The organism is Pseudarthrobacter sp. SORGH_AS 212, assembly GCF_030818145.1.
Classification (GTDB): Bacteria; Actinomycetota; Actinomycetes; order Actinomycetales; family Micrococcaceae; genus Arthrobacter.
In genome coordinates this window covers 1,782,208-1,801,435 of the sequence record NZ_JAUTAA010000001.1, presented here as the reverse complement: position 1 = coordinate 1,801,435, position 19,228 = coordinate 1,782,208, and the positions used below count along the sequence as shown (strand labels likewise).

Here is a 19,228-nt window from a genome sequence, read left to right as displayed (position 1 = left end):
CAAGGCAGAATGGAAGGCATGACCCTTACGACGTTTGCCCTCGTCCGCCACGGCCAGACCGACTGGAATGCCGAGCGCCGGCTGCAGGGGTCCACCGACATTCCGCTGAACGATGTGGGCCGGGGCCAGGCGCGTGACGCCGCCGCCGTCCTTTCGCCTTACGAATGGGATGCGATCGTCTCCTCACCGCTGAGCCGTGCCGCGGAAACAGCTGACCTCATCGCCGAAGGGCTGGGCCTTACGGTGTCCAGGCGCGTTCCGGAGCTGACGGAACGCAGCTTCGGGCCCGCCGAGGGAATGCAGGCCGGGCCGGAACTGGACGCGCTGCGGATCCCGGGCGGCTTCAAGGGCGCCGAGAGCGAGGACGAAGCAGCCAGCCGCGGCCTCGCAGCCCTGGAAGCGCTTGCCGGGGAGTTCAGCGGCAAGCGGCTCCTGGTGGTCACGCACGGCACGCTCCTTCGCGTCAGCCTGAGCCGGGCCATCGGCGAAACCCTGCCCAGCGTGGACAACGCCGCGCTGAACCTGGCGCACCACCACGCCATCGAGGGGTGGCAGCTCGAATACTTCAATGGCGAGCCCGTCATGGCGGCCACAGCCAAGTAGCGCCGCTACCGCACCTCAAGGATCAGTGCCAGCAGCCGTGCAGCTGCTGGCCTGGCCGCGTGTTCCTCGTTCCACTGTGCCCTGGCCACGGCTTTGCTGACCGCCTGGGTGGTGATGCCCAATTCCTGGGCCACCGCCTTTTGCTGGCCGCGGACACCGGGCGTCAGCAGGTCGAGAACCCGCCACTCCGCGCCCGACCGGTCCCGCACAATGTGGCCCAGCAGGCGGAGGACCGCCTCGGCGTCGTGCGCAATGTCCGCAAGTGGCCCTTCGACGGCCACCGGAACGCGTTCCTTGCTGTTGCGCAGCCGGTCCACCGCCCGGCGTGCGTACACCAGGCCGTGGCCGGAAGCATCCTTGATCTGGTTCGGCAGCGGCTCGTTGATGGGCCCGACGCCGATCCCCACGTACCACTGGCCGCTGCGCAGGGCGACCAAAGCCGCTTCCACCGCCTGTTCAGGGCAGTCAACGATGCCCTGGACTTCGTCTTCGACGGAGCGGTCAAAGTCCAGGCGCGCGGGAATGTGCCGCAGGTCCTTGAGTAACTGCGGCACCCGGTCACCATCGCGCCGGCTGTCCGTCTGGTTGATTGTCAGCGTGAACATTCTGGCTACACACTACCGGTAAGTAGGAAATGCGCGAGGGGGAGTATTACGGCTGGTCAAGCGGCCGCGGGCAGGTCGTAGGGCGGGATCTCGGGAGCCCCCGCGGGAAGCTTCGGGAACCGCCGGTCGATGGTGAGGTGCCGTCCCTTCGGCTCGGCGCCGGAGGGTGAAGAGCCGTCCGCGGTGCCCAGGACCAGCACCAGGACCATCACGGTGAACAGGACGGTCCGGGCGAACATGACCCAGCCGGCCCGCCAGAACCCCGGTGCTTCGCCCGTGCTGATCCGGACCACTTCCGTCTGCGAGGCCAGCGACCCCAGGGACCGGCCGCCCGCGCAGCAGAACCCGTAGAGCCACGGTGCGATGAGCCAGGTGGCGGCAGCAGCGCCGGCGGCCTTGCCGGCGGTCCCGGTCAGGGATGTACCCACCAGAACGGCGGCGGTGATTGCCAGGATGGCCACGATGCCGAAATCCACGGCCCAGGCTTTGACGGACCGCCAGATGGTGGAATCGACCACCCGGGTCCCGTTCCGCAGTGTCTTGACCCGCTGGCGGGCGCTTTTCCACGGGGCTGCTTCCGCGCGTGACTGCGTTGCTGCCGTGCCGTTTACATCGGTCACGTCCGTTCCCCCACTATCCGAATTGTCCAAAACACCTTCAATCTACCCTGTCCCATAGCGGCAACGAAGGGGACATCTGCCCATGTGGAGAGTGCCTGGTGGTTGTGCCTGCGCCGCTGAGATGTTGCGATGGAGGGACGGCCGGGCACGGCGCAAACCCCAAGGTGAGGATGGTTATGACCGGCAGCACTGGGAATGAAGTCAAGGGAAACGGCAACGCAGGGCAGGCAACCGAAAGGCAAACAACCGCAGCGCAGGGCATCATGGGCCGCCAGGAACTCGAGCTCGTGGACCGCTGGTGGCGTGCCGCCAACTATCTCTCCGTCGGCCAGATCTACCTGCGCTCCAACCCGCTGCTGCGGCGGCCCCTGACCCCGGAAGACACCAAGTCCCGCCTGCTGGGCCACTGGGGCACCACTCCCGGCCTCAACTTCGTGTACGCCCACCTGAACCGCGTCATCCGCCGCGACTCAGCCGAGATGCTCTTCATTGCCGGTCCCGGCCATGGCGGCCCCGCCGTCGTGGCCAATGCCTGGCTGGAAGGAACGTACTCGGAGATCTACGCCCACGTGGGCAACGACGAAGCCGGGCTCGCGGAACTCTTCCGCCAGTTCTCCTACCCCGGCGGCATCCCCAGCCACGCGGCGCCGGAGACCCCGGGGTCCATCAGCGAGGGCGGCGAACTCGGCTACTCCCTGGCCCACGCCTACGGCTCGGTGCTGGACAACCCGCAGCTGGTGACCGCCGTCGTGATCGGCGACGGCGAGGCCGAAACCGGGCCGCTGGCGGCCAGCTGGCACTCACACAATTTCCTGGACCCGACGGCGGACGGCGCCGTGCTGCCCATCCTGCACCTCAACGGCTACAAGATCGCCAATCCCACGGTGCTCGCCCGCATGCCCGAGGAACAGCTGGAGCAGCTGCTGCGCGGCTACGGGCACGAACCGTACTTCGTCACGGTGCAGGACCCGGGCAATACCGGGCAGGCACACCAGGACTTCGCCGGCGTCCTGGACCAATGCCTCGCGGACATCCGCGCTATCCAGGCTGCACACCGCAACGCCGGGAACGGCAGCGGTGCGGACCACGACGATATCTCCGGGGAACACCCGGGACACCGCTGGCCCATGATCGTGCTGCGCTCACCGAAGGGCTGGACCGGTCCGCGGGCCGTGGACGGGCTGCAGGTGGAAGGAACATGGCGGGCCCACCAGGTCCCGCTGTCGGAGGTCCGCACCAACGGCGAACACCTCAAGCAACTGGAGGAGTGGCTGCAGTCCTACCGTCCGGGAGAACTGTTCGACGGCGACGGGCGGCTCCGTGCGGACGTCGCCGAGGCAGCCCCCACCGGGGATTTCCGGATGAGCGCCACCCCGCATGCCAACGGCGGAGTGCTGCGGCGCGCCCTGAAGCTGCCCGCCTACCGGGACCACGCCGTCGACGTTGCAGCAGCGGGAACGGACCGTGTGAGCCCCATGGTCACGCTGGGCTCGTGGATGCGGGACGTGATCGCGCAGAACATGGAGAACTTCCGCCTCTTCGGGCCGGACGAAACCGCCTCGAACCGGCTGCAGAACGTCTATGAGGTCACTGACAAGGTGTGGCAGTACCGGATTGACGACGCCGACGAGCACCTCGCGCGCTCAGGCCGCGTGATGGAGGTCCTCAGTGAGCACCTGTGCCAGGGCTGGCTGGAAGGCTACCTCCTCACCGGCAGGCACGGCGTCTTCAACTGCTACGAGGCCTTCATCCACATTGTCGATTCCATGTTCAACCAGCACGCCAAGTGGCTCAAGGTGCACCGCCGGCTGCCGTGGCGCCAGCCTGTGCCGTCCCTTAACTACCTGCTGTCCTCACACGTGTGGCAGCAAGACCACAACGGCTTCTCGCACCAGGACCCGGGGTTCATCGACCATGCAGTGAACAAGAAGGCGGAGATCATCCGGGTGTACCTGCCGCCGGACGCCAACACCCTGCTCTCCGTCATGGAGCACTGCCTGGCTTCCACGGACTGCGTGAACGTGGTGGTGAGCGGAAAGCAGCCCTCACCCACCTGGCTGGGGCCGGCGGATGCCGCCAACCACTGCCGCCGTGGCCTCGGAATCTGGACGTTCGCCGGCTCCGAGGTGGCCGGCGAGGAGCCCGACGTCGTGCTCGCCTGCGCGGGTGATGTCCCCACCGTGGAGACCGTGGCCGCCGCGGAACTGCTCCGCAACGGGGTCCCGGGGCTGAAGGTCCGTGTGGTTAACGTGGTGGACCTGATGCGCCTGCAGGACGAGAGCGAACACCCGCATGGGTTGCCGGGCAGGGACTTCGACGGCATCTTCACCACGGACAAGCCCATCATTTTCGCGTATCACGGCTACCCCGCGCTGATCCACCGCCTGGCCTACAAACGCACCAACCAGGAGGGCCTCCACGTGCACGGCTACCAGGAGGAGGGAACCACCACCACCCCGTTCGACATGGCCATGCTCAACGGGATCGACCGCTTCACGCTGGCCATCGACGCCATCGACCGGGTGCCCGGCCTGGCCGAGAAGTACTCACTCCTGCGGCAGGAGCTGCAGGACCGCCGCGACAGCGCCCGCGGGCACACCCGCACCCACGGCGAGGACCCCGGAGGACATCCGGAACTGGAAGCTGGGCGGCTGACTCTCCGTCAGTCCGGGAGGCCGCTGAGCCCGCACGAGGGCAGGTGGATCCAGCCTTCGCTGCGGGCGGCCTGCGCGTGCGCCTCATCGGGGAGGAGCGTACGGCGGCGGGCCACGGCCCGGGCGGTCAGCGAGGCGACGACGGCGTCAAACAGGTCGTCCGAGGCCGCGAGTCGGGCCTCGTACCCGGCCAGGTCCAGCCACGGCGCCTGCTCACGGAGGGCTTCGAGGAGGACACCGAGCCGTTCGGATTCCTGCGTGCCGCGGCCCTTGTAGCCGCGGCCGTTGAAGCCCCAGATCTTGAGCGAGGCAGCCGGATACACCTCGGCCAGCCGGCCGGACCCATCCCGGGACTGGGGGCCATGCAGGGCAGCGATCTTCGCCTGGATGACCGCGCAGCGCATGGCCGGATGGGCCAGCCTGTCCGCCGAAACGCTCAGCGGAATCAGTCCTGTCCGGGCGGTGCAAAAACGGTCCGTGTCCCGGTAGGCGAGGAGCCGCCGGCCGGCGATGCCGTCGTATTCGAGGACCGGAGCCGCAACGTTGTCCAGGTGCCCGGTGAGGAACGGGACCAGCGCGTCCGGCCAGCCGACAGGGCAGTCGACGCCGGTCATGTCGCTGGTGCCGAACAGGTCCACAATCGTCTGGTCGTCCACGTCCAGGGCCAGGTGCACGAGCGTGGCGCGGCCTCGGCCCCGGGAATCCAGGTCCCACTCGATGACGGCAGCGGCCGTCTTCTTGGTGGCTGCCGCCAGGTCCACGCCGAGGGTCCTCATCCGGCCTCAAACCCTCCGGTAGTGCAGTGCGTCGTCCACAGCACCGGCCTCGCCCAGGTCGTCACCGCGGGCGAAGCCTGCCCACAAGGCGCGGACCAGCCGGCCGGTCATGTCTACCTTGTCCCACGGAGCGCCGGCGATCAGCCCCACGCCGTCCCAGGTTCCCCGGTTGCCCAGAAGCAGCGGCAGGTCGATGGTGTGGGCCGCTCCGAAGAGGTTGTCCGGCGCATGCCAGCTCAGCAGGTAGCGGTGTGCCCGGCCTCCTGCGCGCTTGTGGCGGCGGGCGAACTTCCGGGACGCCCAACCGTAGACGGTTTCGGTGACTACCCAGTCGACGGCGCGCACCGCGGCGGCTCCCACTCCCGGCACCTTGAGCAGGCGCATCAAAAGCGGACTTCGGGGGAGGAACAGCCGCGCTTCCTCCGAGGTGTGGCCGATCAGGATGTCGATGCCCGGCGCGGACCGGTCCCACGCGGCGGCGATGTCCTTCTCCTCCGGCAGCGGCGCGTGGCCGTACTGGGTGCCGAACGGCATTGCGGCGAGCATCCCGAACTTCCGCGACACCTGGGCCACCTGCGCCTCCCGGTCCACCACTTCCATGGCCGGGGTCTCCTCCGTCACCGATTCCGCCGCGATCCCCATGGCGCGGTTCATCCGTGCCCGGCCGCGGGCAATCCCCAGCGGCGCACTCTGGATGATGGCACGCCGGAACAGCGAAGGTGCTTCAGGGGTGGCCATCAGATGGGCGATGGCATCACCGCCGGCCGACTGGCCGAACGCCGTGACGCAACCGGGATCGCCGCCGAACGCCGCCATGTTCCGCTGCACCCAGCGGAACGCCTCCAGCTGGTCCAGCAGGCCCAGGTTCGCCGGCCGGCCGGTGCGGGTGGCGAGGAAGCCGAACAAACCCAGCCGGTACGTCACCGACACCACGATCACGCGGTTCTCGGCAACAAGCCGGGCGGGGTCGAAGATAGCGAGGTCCCCGGACCCGGTGGTGTAGGAGCCGCCGTGGATCCAGACCATGACAGGCAGCTTTTCGCCTGGCCTGAGGTCGCCGGGCATGGTGATGGACAGGTTCTGGCAGTCTTCGCTGCCGGGAAGTTCGCCGTACCGGGTGCCCAGGACGTCGTCGAGGAACGGGACGGGCCCCTGCGGGCAGGCCGGCGCCAGCGAGGTGGCAGCAAACGGTTCGGTCCAGTCCGGAACCGGTGCCGGCGGCTGGAAACGCGGAGCCCTGGCGTACGGGATGCCGGTGGCACGGATAACGTCACCGTCCTGCCAGCCGGTCACCGGGCCGCACGGTGGATGGAACAGAAGGTGGGACGTCACGGCTGGCTCGGAATTCACAGCCCCACCTTGCCACACCATCCTGGGACAACGACGGCGGGTGCCCGGCTTCGAAAAGCCGGCCACCCGCCGTCGGACCCCAAGGCAGTTGTTGTTGGGGCAAGCCCAACCTGGGATCAGTGTCCGGTGGGGACGTAGCGCTTGATCGACGCTTCCAGCTCGGCTTCGGCGGCGGCGCGGTCGCCCCAGCCCTCGGCCTTGACCCACTTGCCCGGCTCCAGGTCCTTGTAACGGGTGAAGAAGTGCTCGATTTCCTTGATCAGGAATTCGCTGACGTCGCTGACTTCCTGGATGTGGTCGAAGCGCGCGTCAACAGGAACGCAGAGGACCTTGGCATCCCCGCCGCCGTCGTCGGTCATGTTGAAGACGCCGATGGGGCGGGATTCAACGATGACGCCGGGGTGCAGGTCGAAGTCCTGCAGGAGCACCAGTGCGTCCAGCGGGTCGCCGTCTTCGCCCAGGGTGTTCTCGAAGAAACCGTAGTGCGTGGGGTACTGCATGGAGGTGAAGAGGACGCGGTCCAGGCGGACGCGGCCGGTCTCGTGGTCAACTTCGTACTTGACGCGCGATCCCTTGGGGATCTCGATGGTCACGTCGTGCTTCATGGGAACGCTCCTCAGCGATTACAGGGGGTGCGCGGCACAGTAGACGGTCCACAAAAAGGAGTGTCCGTGCCGTCGACTATTATTGAGGATATAGCGAGAGGCCCTGGAATCAGGAACTTGTGGGGAAATTTCAGGACTTGAGGACCGGCACCGGCATGACCAAAACCACCAGCGCGGAAGCGTGGCACCGCCGTGCGCTGAAGGCCGCGGCCCTGGGCTTTCCGGGCAGGTCCGCCGGCCCCGGAAAACCCTGGCACCTCCTGCTGCTCGCGGTACTCATGCTGGTCCTTGCCCTCCCCGCAGCAGCACTCGTGGCTCCCGGGTTCCTCGGCCCCGAGCCTCCCGCGCCTGCGCCCGAGGCCCCGCCCTGGCAGCGCGAACCGTCTGCCCTGGCATCCCCCCAAGGGTTGGCTCCGCTGGAATCCACCGCCCCGGTCCCGGACCCCGCCGTGCTTTCGGCGCAGGTGGACCCGCTGTTGAAGACCGACGGCGGCGGTACTTTTACGGGCATCGTGCAGGATGCGCTGACAGGGCAGGTCCTCTTCGACCGGGGCGGCGCGGACAGCCGGGTCCCGGCGTCGAACATGAAGCTGCTGACCTCCGTCGCCGCCCTGCGCGCACTGGGCCCGGACCATACGTTCGCCACCCGGGTGGTGAAGGGGCCGGCAGCCAACCAGGTGGTGCTGGTGGGCGGCGGCGACGTCCTGCTCGGACCCGGTGAATCGAAGCCGGGCGAGGTGATGGGCCGCGCAGGCCTCACCACCCTCGCCGCCCAGGCAGTGGCATCCCTGCAGGCCAATGGGGCATCGGGGGAGATCAAGGTCCTGCTGGACGATTCCCTGTTTACCGGGCCGGCGCTGAACCCGGCCTGGCAGGAGGGCGACGTCGCGGCCGGCGAAGTGGCGCCGGTGTATCCGCTGGCCATGAACTCTGCCCGCTACGACCCCACCGTGACCACAGGGCCACGCCCGCAGGACGCGGCGCAGTCCGCCGCGGAGGAATTCGCGGCCCGGCTCCGCGCCGCAGGTGCCGCCGCGGGACTGACCGTGGCGGCCGGCGTCGACCGCTCGCCGGGAGCGGGCTCGACTGCCCCGGCTGCCGGAACCGAACGGCCCCGCGTCCTGGCCGAGGTGCAGTCAGCCACGGTGGCCAGCCAGGTGGACCTGCTGCTGCAGGAATCAGACAACTACCTGGCCGAGGTCATGGGCCGGATGGCGTCCATTGCGGACGGCGGTCCGGGCAGCAACGACGGCGCCACGGCGGCTGTCAGCAGCCAGCTGGCCCAGGCGGGGATTGCGGCCGGCCCCCTGGCGCTGGTGGACGTGTGCGGCCTGGCGATGGGCAACCAGGTCTCCGCCGGCCAGTTCGCGGAAGTGGTCCGTGCCATCACCACCGGCGCCGATGCCAGGCTCCGGGCCGCACTGGACGGCTTCCCGGTGGCCGGCCTCACCGGCACCCTTGATTCGCGGTACGGCGACGAGTCCACCGTCCAGGGGGCGGGGCTGGTCCGGGCCAAGACCGGAACACTCAACACCGTCCTGGCGCTCAGCGGCTACGTGGTTGACGCGGACGGCCGGCTCCTGGTGTTCTCCTTCATCGGTAACGATCTGACGCCCGGCGCCGCGGGAAACAAGGTGGCCCTGGACCGGGCGGCGACGGCGCTCGCAGGGTGCGGCTGCCGGTAGGTCATCGCGCTTCCCTGGAATCTGCCACCCCGTATGCAGCGCCGGCCGCGGTGACCGGTTCCGCGGCCACCGCCATGGGGGCAGCGGTCCCCAGGAGTGCTGCCCCCAGGACGGCGGCAACCACGGCCTTCCAGCCCTTCTTCGGGCCGGCGGTCAGGGGAGCGATGGGACGGTACGGGATCATGGTGTCCTCCTGAAGGAATTGGGCGGCCGTGGTCCGCACGAACGGTGCTGGCCCGGGCCGCTCCTGTTGGTTCCTGAAACGCGGTAGGGCCGCTTCTGCGGTGTAACCACCACGATGCCGCCGCAGCTTAGGCCAGGCCTTTCGCCCTCCTGTGCTCCGGCTGTGAGAGTGCCCGCCAAGCGGTGCCCTCGCTTCGCCGGTGAGCGAACTTAAGGACGATCCCCGGCCCGCTGTGTTCTGATGGGACCTATGGAGTCCACTGCAGCCCAGTCCGCCCCCATCTCATCCGCTGATGCCGCTTCCCTGATCAACTGGGACCTGGCGGCCTCCACGGCGGCACGGCTGGCTCCCGCCGGACCGGACCTGAAGCCGGCGGACATCAACGAAGCCGTGGACAGCCTCCGCCGGCTCGCCGACGCGTCCGTTCCGCACGTCCACGAGATCACGGGGCTGGAAGCTGCCCGGGACCTCCGGGATTCCTCGGTGCTGGTGGTGGACAGGGCATCGTGGGCCAAGGCAAACACGCAGTCCTTCGCCGTGATGCTGAAGCCGGCCATGCAGAAGATGCTGGACAGCCGGCGCGGGTCACTGAGCCCTTCCGCGGCCAGCGTCAGCGGCGCCATCACCGGCAGCCAGCTGGGCGCCGTCCTGGCGTTCCTGTCCAGCAAGGTCCTGGGCCAGTACGATCCGTTCGCGGCGCTGGCCGAAAACTCTTCCGCCCCGGCCGCCGGACGGCTCCTGCTGGTGGCCCCCAACATCGTCTCCGTGGAGCGCGAACTCAACGTCGCGCCCGAGGACTTCCGGCTGTGGGTCTGCCTGCACGAACAGACCCACAGGGTCCAGTTCGCCGCCGCACCATGGCTGCGCCACCACATGCTGGACCAGATCGACAACCTCAGCGGACACCTGCTGGGCAATGTCGATTCGCTGATGGACCGGGCCTCGGCGGCGGCGCGTTCACTGAAGGACCGTTCGGCCACTGGAAACACGCCGGGCCGCGGCGCCATCCTGGACCTGCTGCAGGACCCGGAGGAGAAAGCCGCCATCTCGCACCTCACGGCTGTGATGAGCCTGCTCGAAGGCCACGCCAACGTGGTGATGGACGCCGTGGACGCCAGCATTGTTCCCTCCGTCAAGACCATCCGGCAGCGGTTCAACGACCGCGGCAAGGACCGTGGCGTAGTGGAGAAGTTCATCCGCAGCCTGCTGGGCCTGGACGCCAAGATGCGGCAGTACTCCGACGGCGCCCGCTTTGTCCGCGCAGTGGTTGGCGTGGCCGGCATGGAGGGCTTCAACCGGGTCTGGGAGTCGGCCGACCACCTGCCCACCGAGCCCGAGATCCACGACGCCAAGCTGTGGCTTGAGCGGATGGGCCTGTAATTGCCTGACGTTCCCCCCACTCGTTCCGAACAGCAGCCTTCCGGGCCCCAGCTCTCCGAGCCTGCCCAGCAGGATTCCGCGCCACAGCGCAGCGGGCGACGCCGGCCCGGCCGGTTGGCGCCCGTCGTCGGCACTGCCCGCAAAATGCTGGGCGACGCCCTGGCGCAGGCCGGCTATCCGGCGCACATCCTGGTGGCCTGCAGCGGCGGGCCGGACTCGATGGCGCTGGCCGCCGTCGCCGCCTACTTTGCACGCCGCGGCAGCATTGACGGCCACCCCGTCACGGTCGGCGCCGTGGTGGTGGACCACCAGCTGCAGGAAGGCTCCGGCCGCGTCGCAGCTGACACCGCCGGTGCCCTTCGGGAGCTGGGCCTCGCCCCGGTGGAAGTCCACACCGTCACAGTGGCGGGCACCGGCATGGGCCCCGAGGCCGCCGCCCGCGAGGCCCGGCACGCGGCGCTCGAAGCGGCAGCGGCGGACCAGGGTGCCGGCGCCATCCTGCTGGGGCACACCCTGGATGACCAGGCCGAGCAGGTGCTGCTGGGCCTGGCCCGCGGCTCCGGGACCCGTTCACTCGCCGGCATGCGGCCTACCCGAGCGGGGGCCGGAGCCGCCGTGCTGCTCCGCCCGTTCCTGGGGCTCCGCCGGGCCGACACGGAGGAGATCTGCGAGGTGGAGGCGTTGGACCCCTGGCACGATCCCACCAACACGGACCCTGCGTTCGCCCGTTCCCGGACCCGGGTGGAAGTCCTTCCGCACCTGGAGGAGAAGCTGGGCCCCGGCGTCGCGGAATCCCTGGCGCGCACCGCCTCCATCCTGCAACTGGACGCCGACTACCTTGAGGATGTGGCGGAAAGCACCTACGCGTCCCTTGTGGAGTGGAACGGTGCCGAAGCAAGCCTTCCTGAGGACGCCCTGCGGGCCCTTGCCCCCGCCATCCGGTTCCGCGTGATCGCCAAGGCCGCGGCCGACGTCGGCGGCCAACAGCCCAGCTATCGGCGCCTTGTGGCGGCGGAAGCGCTGCTGCGGCGGCAGGGCTCGGCGGGCCCGGTGCAGCTGCCCGGCGGGGTGGCCGTCTACCGGTTGTCGCTGGCCGAACTCGAAGGTCCCGGCACCGCAGACCGAGCGGGGACCGGTCCCCGCGAACCCGCGCGCTGTGGGAAGCTAGTACTCCGGCCGCAAAAACCGGCCAAACATTAGTCGCACCCCGCATCTACACAGGAGCCATTGGTGGATTCAAACGACGTCCAGGCAGACCTCAAGCACGTTCTCTACACCAAGGAACAGATCCAGCAGCGCATCACCGAACTCGCTGCCCAGATCGACAAGGACTACGAAGGCCGCGAACTGCTTATCGTGGGCGTGCTCAAGGGCGCGGTCATGGTCATGGCGGACCTGGCCCGTGCACTGCACAGCCACGTCTCGATGGACTGGATGGCTGTGTCCTCCTACGGCTCCGGCACCCAGTCCTCCGGCGTGGTGCGCATCCTCAAGGACCTGGACACCGACCTCATGGGCAAGGACGTGCTGATCGTCGAGGACATCATCGATTCCGGCCTCACCCTGTCCTGGCTGAAGACCAACCTGGAATCCCGCGGCACGGCGTCGGTGGAAATCTGCACCGCATTCCGCAAGCCCACCGCCGCCAAGGTCCAGATCGACGTCAAGTACGTGGGCTACGACATCCCCAACGAGTTCGTGGTGGGCTACGGCCTGGACTACGCCGAGAAGTACCGCAACCTGGACTTCGTGGGCACCCTGGCCCCGCACGTCTACGAGTAGGCCACTATGCAGCCCGGCGGTTTCCCGGCAGGCCTAGCCGTGCAGGACCTCGCAGCTTCCACGGAGTCCTACCGGAAGCTCGGCAACCCCGTCTGCCTGGACCAGCACGTCTGACGTTGGCAAGGTCGAATATTGGCATCAAGGATGTCGCGGTGGCCGCAGGGGTGTCGGCAACCACGGTGTCGCACGTCCTGAACGACGTCACGTATGCGCGGATCAGCCCCGAAACCCGCAAAAAGGTGAAGGCCGCCGCGGAGCAGCTGGGCTACGAACCCAACCGGGTGGCGCAGGCGCTCCGCAACCGCCGCACCGGCGTGCTGGGGCTGGTCAGCGAGGATGTGGCCACCACGCCGCATGCCGGCCGGATCATCCTGGGCGCCGATGACGCTGCCCGCGCCCGCGGCTACACCCTCATGCTCATCAACACCGCCGCCACCGCCGGGCCCGCATCGCGGGAAGGCGATGTGGAGGCCGTGCTGGAACGCCAGGTGGACGGGATCCTCTACGCCACCATGTACCACCGGGTCCTGGACGCACCGGCCAACCTCGGCAAGGTGCCCACCGTCCTGGTGGATGCCGTTACCGCTGACGGTCGCTTTCCCTCCGTTGTCCCGGACGAATACGGCGGCGCCCGCACCGCCGTCCACGCACTGCTGGACGCCGGGCACACCCGCATCGGCTTCATCAACAACGTCCAGGATGTGCCATCAACCTCGGAGCGGCTCCGCGGTTTCCGCGACACGCTCACCGCGGCAGGGCTCGACGGCGGCCTGGCGCCCGTGGAGGCGTCGTCGTCGGACGCTGCGGGCGGGTACGAGGCAGCGGCGAGGATCCTGCGGAGCGAACATCCGCCGTCGGGCCTGTTCTGCTACAACGACCAGATGGCCATGGGAGCCTACCGGGCAGCCGCGGAACTGGGTCTCAGCATCCCCGGAGACCTCTCGGTCGTCGGGTTCGACGATCAGGAACTGGTGGCCGGCAGCCTCTTTCCAGGGCTCACCACCGTAGCGCTGCCCCACTACGGAATGGGTGCCTGGGCCGCCAATCACCTCATTGATGCGCTCGAAGGGGCAGGGGGCGGTTCTTCGGCTTCCGCCTGGACCACTGTTCTGGAGTGTCCGCTGGTCACCCGAGCGTCCGTCGCCGCACCCCGGAACCCCTAGCCTGCCTGCAACGATGTCCGCTACGCCCACAGGGAACTTTTGCTTTTCATCATGCGTGATGTACTCCGGACGGTGTATAGCTAGAAGCTGACGCAGCACCATCACGCGCGCGAATTAGACGCCGTGCAGCACTACCGGAAGGGACGGGGCCAGCCCCCGAACAGATGAAAGCTAAGAATTTCTTCAAGGGCCCGGGCATCTGGATCGTCGTTGTTGTCGGTCTGCTCCTGGTGGCCTTTGCAACGCTGGCCCCCGGCGGTGCGTCGCGGATCGACACCGATAAGGGCTTGGAACTGCTTGCCGGCAACAACGTGGAGCAGGCCAAGATCTTCGACGGTGAGAACCGCGTTGACCTCACGCTGAAGGATGACCTGGAGGTGGACGGCCAGAACAAGGGCAAGAGCGTCCAGTTCTTCTTCGTCGATGCCCGCGCCACGGACGTGGTCAAGGCTGTCACCGATTCCAAGCCGGCGCAGGGCTACACGGACCAGCCCATCGAGAGCAACTGGTTCTCCGGCCTGCTGTCCCTCCTCATTCCGGTCATCCTGCTGGGCGCCCTCTTCTGGTTCCTCATGACCCGCATGCAGGGCGGCGGCTCCAAGATCATGCAGTTCGGCAAGTCCAAGGCCAAGATGGTCAGCAAGGACATGCCGCAGGTGACCTTCGCGGACGTCGCCGGTTCCGATGAAGCCGTCGAAGAGCTCCAGGAGATCAAGGAATTCCTGCAGGAACCGGCCAAATTCCAGGCCGTCGGCGCCAAGATCCCCAAGGGCGTGCTGCTGTACGGCCCTCCCGGTACCGGTAAGACCCTGCTGGCCCGCGCCGTTGCCGGTGAAGCAGGCGTCCCCTTCTTCTCGATCTCCGGCTCGGACTTCGTGGAAATGTTCGTTGGTGTCGGTGCGTCCCGCGTCCGCGACCTCTTCGAACAGGCCAAGGCCAACTCCCCGGCGATCATTTTCGTGGACGAAATCGACGCCGTCGGCCGCCACCGCGGCGCCGGTATCGGCGGCGGCAACGACGAACGCGAGCAGACCCTCAACCAGCTGCTGGTGGAGATGGACGGCTTCGACGTCAAGACCAACGTCATCCTCATCGCCGCCACCAACCGCCCTGACGTCCTGGACCCCGCACTGCTGCGGCCGGGCCGTTTCGACCGGCAGATCGGCGTCGAGGCGCCGGACATGATCGGCCGTGACCAGATCCTGCAGGTGCACGCCAAGGGCAAGCCGATGGCTCCCGGCGTCGACCTCAAGGCTGTTGCCAAGAAGACCCCCGGCTACACCGGCGCGGACCTGGCCAACGTGCTTAACGAGGCCGCCCTGCTGACCGCGCGTTCCAATGCCAACCTCATTGACGACCGCGCCCTGGACGAGGCAATCGACCGCGTGATGGCAGGCCCGCAGAAGCGCAGCCGGGTCATGAAGGAACACGAACGCAAGATCACCGCCTACCACGAAGGCGGCCACGCCCTGGTGGCGGCCGCCCTGCGGAACTCGGCCCCGGTCACCAAGATCACCATCCTTCCCCGTGGCCGTGCCCTGGGCTACACCATGGTGGTGCCGGACAACGACAAGTACTCCGTCACCCGCAACGAGCTCCTGGACCAGATGGCGTACGCCATGGGCGGCCGCGTGGCCGAGGAAATCGTGTTCCACGATCCGTCCACCGGCGCCTCGAACGACATTGAGAAGGCCACCGGGACCGCCCGCAAGATGGTCACCGAATACGGCATGAGCGAACGCGTGGGCGCTGTGCGCCTGGGCCAGGGCGGCGGCGAGCCGTTCCTGGGCCGCGACGCCGGGCACGAGCGCAACTACTCCGACCAGATCGCCTACGTGGTGGACGAGGAAGTGCGCCGACTGATCGACCAGGCCCATGACGAGGCCTACGCCATCCTCACTGAGAACCGTGATGTCCTTGACCGCCTTGCCTTGGAGCTGCTGGAGCGGGAAACCCTTAACCAGGCCGAGATCGCCGACATCTTCCGGGACATCCGCAAGCGCGATTTCCGTGAGGTATGGCTTTCGAAGGAATCCCGTCCCGTCCAGACGGCCGGTCCCGTGGAGTCCCGCCAGGAGCGGGCCGAACGCGAAGCCCAGGAGGAAGCCAAGCAGGCCCGCCTGGACGAGCCGCTGGACGCCCAGCCGCCGCATCCGCAGGGCGTTCCGGAAGACGCACCGTTCCAGGGAGGCGTCCCCGAATCGGGGCCGGACACCCTTCGCGGCTAAGCTTTCCCTGTGACTTCCTTCGACGACGACGCCGTTTCCGCCTCCGCCTACCCGGTGGAGGACGGTTCCACCCATGCCCCGCACCACAAGGTGGACCGGCCAAGGATTGAAGCGGCTGTCCGCGAAATCCTCCTGGCCATCGGCGAGGACCCGGACCGTGGCGGCCTTATCGACACCCCCAAACGGGTGGCGAAGGCGTACGCCGAGGTATTTGCGGGACTGCACCACGACCCCGCAGACGTCCTCTCCACCACGTTTGAGCTGGACCACGAAGAACTGGTCCTGGTGAAGGACATCCCCTTCTACTCCACCTGCGAGCACCACCTGGTGCCGTTCCACGGTGTGGCCCACGTCGGCTACATTCCCTCACATGACGGGAAGGTCACCGGGCTGAGCAAGCTGGCCCGGCTCGTGGACATCTACGCCCGCCGCCCCCAGGTTCAGGAGCGGCTCACCACGGAGATCGTCGAAGCGCTGGTCCGCCACCTCAAGCCGCGTGGCGCCATCGTCGTTGTCGAATGCGAGCACATGTGCATGTCAATGCGCGGTATCCGCAAGCCCGGAGCAAAGACCGTCACCAGTGCGGTCCGCGGGCAGCTTCATGACCCGGCCACCCGTGCCGAGGCCATGAGCCTCATCCTCGGAAGGTAACCACACAAGACCATGGACTCACTAGCTGCAGCCCCGGGAACCGGGCCCGCAACCTCCCCGCTGCCCATCCTGCGCAAACCGCGCCCGGCCGCGCGCTTCGAGGACCTGCCCACAGACCGCACCCTGGTTATGGGCATCCTCAATGTCACCCCTGACTCGTTCAGCGACGGCGGCAAGCACGCCACGGCGGACACCGCCATCGCCGCGGGCCTGCGCATGTTTTATGCCGGCGCGGACATCATCGACGTCGGCGGGGAATCGACCCGCCCCGGCGCTGAGGACGTCTCCCCGGACGAGGAGCAGAGGCGGGTCCTCCCCGTCATCGAAGCGCTGGTCAAGGCTGGCGCCCTGGTCAGCATCGACACCACGCACGCGGCCACCGCAGCCGCCGCGCTGAAGGCCGGCGCCGCCATCATCAACGACGTCTCCGGGCTGACCATCGAACCCGAAATGGCTGAACTCGTGGCCTCGTCCAAGGCGCCGTACATCCTCACCCACCGCCGCGGCGATGCCCGCACCATGAACTCCCTCGCGGAGTACACGGACGTAGCCAGCGAAGTGGTGGCAGAACTGGCCGGGGTGCGGGACAAACTGTATGCCGCCGGCGTCAGCGCTGAGCAGATCATCGTCGACCCCGGCCTGGGCTTTGCGAAGAACGACGCCCAGAACTGGGAGCTGCTGCAGAACCTGGAGCAGCTGGAGGCCCTGGGCCACCGCGTCCTGGTGGCCGCATCCCGCAAACGGTTCCTTGGCACCCTCCTGACGGTTGCCGGCAAATCCGCAGCCCCGGAAGAGCGGGACGGAGCCACGGCAGCCATCACAGCCATCAGCGCCTCACGCGGCGCCTGGGCCGTCCGGGTGCACGACGTCGGATCCAGCCTTGACGCCGTTAAGGTCGCCGCGCGCATGGCGGCAGTACCCAAAGCACCGTAAGCGCCGGGGGACCCATGGACAGGATTACGCTGACCGGTGTGACGGCCGTCGGCCATCATGGTGTGTTTGATTTTGAGCGCCGCGAGGGCCAGCCTTTTGTTGTGGACGCCGTCCTGTATCTCAACTTCGCTGCCGCCGCGGAGTCCGACGACGTCAGCGACACCGCCCACTACGGTGAGGTGGCGCAGCGTATTACCGAATGGATCTCCGGCGAGCCGCTGAACCTCATCGAGGCGCTGGCGGTCCGGATCGCCGACGGCCTGCTGTCCGAGTTCGGCCTCCAGGCCGTGGACATCACCGTGCACAAACCCCAGGCGCCCATCGAGGTGCCCTTCGGGGACGTGGCAGTGTCCGTTCACCGTGAACGGCCCGCCGTTACTTCCGGCCACCCGGCGGAACCGGCTTCCGGGGACAACCCGTGAACGCGGTCTACGCCAAAGCGGTCCTGGCCCTGGGGAGCAACCTCGGCGAACGGAACGACACCCTGTCCAGCGCGGTAGCCGACCTTGTCGACCCGCCGGAGGTGCGCCTCCTTGCGGTGTCCCCGATCATCCAGACCAAAGCCGTGGGCGGCCCGGCGGGGCAACCAGACTTCCTGAACATGGTCCTCACCGTTGAAACCAGCCTGACTCCCCACGAGCTGCTGGAGCATTGCCAGGCGGTGGAGAACAAGCACCACCGGGTCCGCGAGGTGCGCTGGGGGCCGCGGACGCTCGACGTCGACATCATCACCTACGGCGACGTGCAGAGCGACGACCCCGTGCTGACGCTGCCGCACCCGCGCGCCGCCGTCCGGGCTTTCGTGCTGTACCCGTGGTCCCTGATCGACCCGGCGGCCACCCTGGAGGGGGAGCGCATCAGTGCCCTCGCGGCCCGGGCGGAGGACTACGGGGACCTTGCCCCGTTCGATGGTTTCGGCGATTTTGACGGGATGCCGACCGCCGGGGCGGTGACGGAGCGTTGAAGCCCATCAACCCGCTGCGGCTGCTGCTGATCGGCGTCATCCTGACCGTGGCCGGCTGGGCCGGAACGGTGATCACCAGCCGCTACGGCATGGCCACTCCGGTGCTGCCGGCCACCGCGCTGGCCACCATGGGCGTGATCGTGGCCATCACCCTGGTCCTGGGCATCCGCATCCTGCGCTGGCGGAACAGCATCAAGCCCAACAGCACCGCAAAAAAGACAGCACTGGATCCGCTGCTCGCCGCCCGCACGCTCATCCTGGCCCAGGCCTGTGCCTACGCCGGAACGGTGCTGCTCGGCTGGCATGTGGGGATCTTCCTGGACCAGCTGCGGATCTGGAGTTTCCGCAGCCACCAGGACATCGCCTGGCTGGCGCTCGGCATGGCCGGCGGCGGCCTGGTGATGATCATCGTTGGCCTGGTGGTGGAGCGGTTCTGCAAGATTCCGCCGGAGGACGGCGATACGAAGGGCGTGGACGGCAAGCCGGGCCGCGCAACACGGGGAGAAGCCACGGGGGAAGGCGAATATGCGTACCGAGGCGATTGACCCGCCCGGCATCGACTGGCACCGGGTGTCACCGAAGTTCGTGACAGTGCGGCTGGTGCAGTGGGCACTCGGCAACCTGGCCGCCGTCGTAATCCTCAGCCTTCCGCTCGTGTTTGTCCTGCTCGAGTGGTGGCGGTGGCCGCCGCTGTGGCTGGCCATCACCGTACCGGCCGTGACACTCGTGGTGGCCCTGTGGCGGCTGGTGCTCATCCCGCGCCAGGTCAGGGCCATCGGCTACGCCGAGCGCGACGACGACCTCCTGGTCCACAGCGGCATCTTCTTCCAGCGGACCATGGCCGTGCCCTACGGCCGGATGCAGTACGTGGACGTCGCCGTGGGCCCCGTGGAGCGCAGCCTCGGCCTGTGCACGGTCAAGCTGCACACCGCATCGCCCGGCACCAACGCGCACATCCCCGGGCTGCCGGAGGCAGAGGGAGCTCGGCTCCGTGAGCAGCTTGCGGCCCGCGGCGAGGCCAGGCTGGCAGGACTGTGACCGCTGA

General features: G+C 68.2%; 19 protein-coding genes and 1 pseudogene. 14 read left to right on the top strand and 6 right to left on the bottom strand.

From position 1 onward, the window contains the following. Positions 1 to 18 precede the first annotated feature (18 nt). Complete coding sequence (locus tag QE394_RS08260; protein ID WP_082497460.1) at positions 19 to 603, top strand: histidine phosphatase family protein; 585 nt, start codon at positions 19 to 21, stop codon at positions 601 to 603. Between the two features lie 5 nt (positions 604 to 608). On the opposite strand, the gene QE394_RS08255 is transcribed toward QE394_RS08260, so the two are convergent. Both QE394_RS08255 and QE394_RS08250 read right to left on the bottom strand, forming a co-directional pair. Next, complete coding sequence (locus tag QE394_RS08255; RefSeq protein ID WP_261620437.1) at positions 609 to 1,208, bottom strand: hypothetical protein; 600 nt, start codon at positions 1,206 to 1,208, stop codon at positions 609 to 611. A gap of 56 nt (positions 1,209 to 1,264) precedes the next feature. Beyond that, positions 1,265 to 1,828, bottom strand: coding sequence for a hypothetical protein (locus QE394_RS08250; protein WP_349034252.1), 564 nt, complete (start codon positions 1,826 to 1,828; stop codon positions 1,265 to 1,267). Positions 1,829 to 2,091: 263 nt separating this feature from the next. Here QE394_RS08250 and QE394_RS08245 point away from each other — a divergent pair. Continuing rightward, positions 2,092 to 4,483, top strand: a pseudogene (locus QE394_RS08245) (phosphoketolase family protein). 7 nt (positions 4,484 to 4,490) lie between these two features. Here the strand turns inward: QE394_RS08245 and QE394_RS08240 are convergent. The 3 genes from QE394_RS08240 to QE394_RS08230 form a co-directional block, all read right to left on the bottom strand. Beyond that, positions 4,491 to 5,258, bottom strand: a complete 768-nt coding sequence (locus tag QE394_RS08240) for a DUF429 domain-containing protein (protein ID WP_349034251.1) — start codon at positions 5,256 to 5,258, stop codon at positions 4,491 to 4,493. 6 nt (positions 5,259 to 5,264) lie between these two features. Continuing rightward, complete coding sequence (locus QE394_RS08235; protein ID WP_349034250.1) at positions 5,265 to 6,629, bottom strand: carboxylesterase family protein; 1,365 nt, start codon at positions 6,627 to 6,629, stop codon at positions 5,265 to 5,267. Between the two features lie 95 nt (positions 6,630 to 6,724). After that, a complete protein-coding gene (locus QE394_RS08230; RefSeq protein ID WP_015935533.1) occupies positions 6,725 to 7,213 on the bottom strand; it encodes an inorganic diphosphatase in 489 nt (162 codons plus the stop codon). 155 nt (positions 7,214 to 7,368) lie between these two features. Here QE394_RS08230 and dacB point away from each other — a divergent pair, with 155 nt between their 5' ends. Further along, positions 7,369 to 8,898, top strand: a complete 1,530-nt coding sequence (gene dacB, locus QE394_RS08225; RefSeq protein WP_349034249.1) for a D-alanyl-D-alanine carboxypeptidase/D-alanyl-D-alanine-endopeptidase — start codon at positions 7,369 to 7,371, stop codon at positions 8,896 to 8,898. 1 nt (position 8,899) lies between these two features. On the opposite strand, the gene QE394_RS08220 is transcribed toward dacB, so the two are convergent. After that, complete coding sequence (locus QE394_RS08220) at positions 8,900 to 9,082, bottom strand: hypothetical protein (protein ID WP_349034248.1); 183 nt, start codon at positions 9,080 to 9,082, stop codon at positions 8,900 to 8,902. A 249-nt stretch (positions 9,083 to 9,331) separates the two neighbouring features. On the opposite strand from QE394_RS08220, the gene QE394_RS08215 reads away from it, so the two are divergent. The 11 genes from QE394_RS08215 to QE394_RS08165 all read left to right on the top strand — a co-directional run bounded on the left by QE394_RS08215 (position 9,332) and on the right by QE394_RS08165 (position 19,221). After that, positions 9,332 to 10,462 carry a zinc-dependent metalloprotease gene (locus tag QE394_RS08215; protein WP_056082956.1) on the top strand — a complete coding sequence of 377 codons (1,131 nt, stop codon included), beginning with the start codon at positions 9,332 to 9,334 and terminating at the stop codon, positions 10,460 to 10,462. A 144-nt stretch (positions 10,463 to 10,606) separates the two neighbouring features. Beyond that, positions 10,607 to 11,662 carry a tRNA lysidine(34) synthetase TilS gene (tilS, locus tag QE394_RS08210; protein WP_349035388.1) on the top strand — a complete coding sequence of 352 codons (1,056 nt, stop codon included), beginning with the start codon at positions 10,607 to 10,609 and terminating at the stop codon, positions 11,660 to 11,662. 30 nt (positions 11,663 to 11,692) lie between these two features. Further along, positions 11,693 to 12,244, top strand: a complete 552-nt coding sequence (hpt, locus tag QE394_RS08205) for a hypoxanthine phosphoribosyltransferase (RefSeq protein WP_015935538.1) — start codon at positions 11,693 to 11,695, stop codon at positions 12,242 to 12,244. Between the two features lie 116 nt (positions 12,245 to 12,360). Beyond that, entirely contained in the window at positions 12,361 to 13,407 is a 1,047-nt protein-coding gene (locus QE394_RS08200; protein ID WP_349034247.1) for a LacI family DNA-binding transcriptional regulator, read from the top strand. A 164-nt stretch (positions 13,408 to 13,571) separates the two neighbouring features. Next, positions 13,572 to 15,635 carry an ATP-dependent zinc metalloprotease FtsH gene (gene ftsH, locus QE394_RS08195; protein ID WP_056082949.1) on the top strand — a complete coding sequence of 688 codons (2,064 nt, stop codon included), beginning with the start codon at positions 13,572 to 13,574 and terminating at the stop codon, positions 15,633 to 15,635. Between the two features lie 9 nt (positions 15,636 to 15,644). Then, a complete protein-coding gene (gene folE / locus QE394_RS08190; protein WP_056082947.1) occupies positions 15,645 to 16,286 on the top strand; it encodes a GTP cyclohydrolase I FolE in 642 nt (213 codons plus the stop codon). Between the two features lie 12 nt (positions 16,287 to 16,298). Next, the gene (folP, locus tag QE394_RS08185; RefSeq protein WP_349034246.1) at positions 16,299 to 17,219 is read left to right on the top strand and encodes a dihydropteroate synthase; all 921 of its coding nucleotides are present in this window, start codon (positions 16,299 to 16,301) and stop codon (positions 17,217 to 17,219) included. Positions 17,220 to 17,233: 14 nt separating this feature from the next. Further along, positions 17,234 to 17,641, top strand: coding sequence for a dihydroneopterin aldolase (gene folB, locus QE394_RS08180; protein WP_314212136.1), 408 nt, complete (start codon positions 17,234 to 17,236; stop codon positions 17,639 to 17,641). After that, on the top strand, positions 17,638 to 18,183 hold the full coding sequence (folK, locus tag QE394_RS08175; protein WP_261620446.1) for a 2-amino-4-hydroxy-6-hydroxymethyldihydropteridine diphosphokinase: 546 nt from the start codon (positions 17,638 to 17,640) through the stop codon (positions 18,181 to 18,183). Before folB ends, folK begins: the two co-directional genes overlap by 4 nt. Then, positions 18,180 to 18,728, top strand: coding sequence for a DUF3180 domain-containing protein (locus QE394_RS08170; RefSeq protein ID WP_056082936.1), 549 nt, complete (start codon positions 18,180 to 18,182; stop codon positions 18,726 to 18,728). The genes folK and QE394_RS08170 overlap by 4 nt, the downstream gene beginning before the upstream one ends. Next, the gene (locus QE394_RS08165) at positions 18,709 to 19,221 is read left to right on the top strand and encodes a PH domain-containing protein (protein WP_349034245.1); all 513 of its coding nucleotides are present in this window, start codon (positions 18,709 to 18,711) and stop codon (positions 19,219 to 19,221) included. The genes QE394_RS08170 and QE394_RS08165 overlap by 20 nt, the downstream gene beginning before the upstream one ends. Positions 19,222 to 19,228 lie beyond the last annotated feature (7 nt).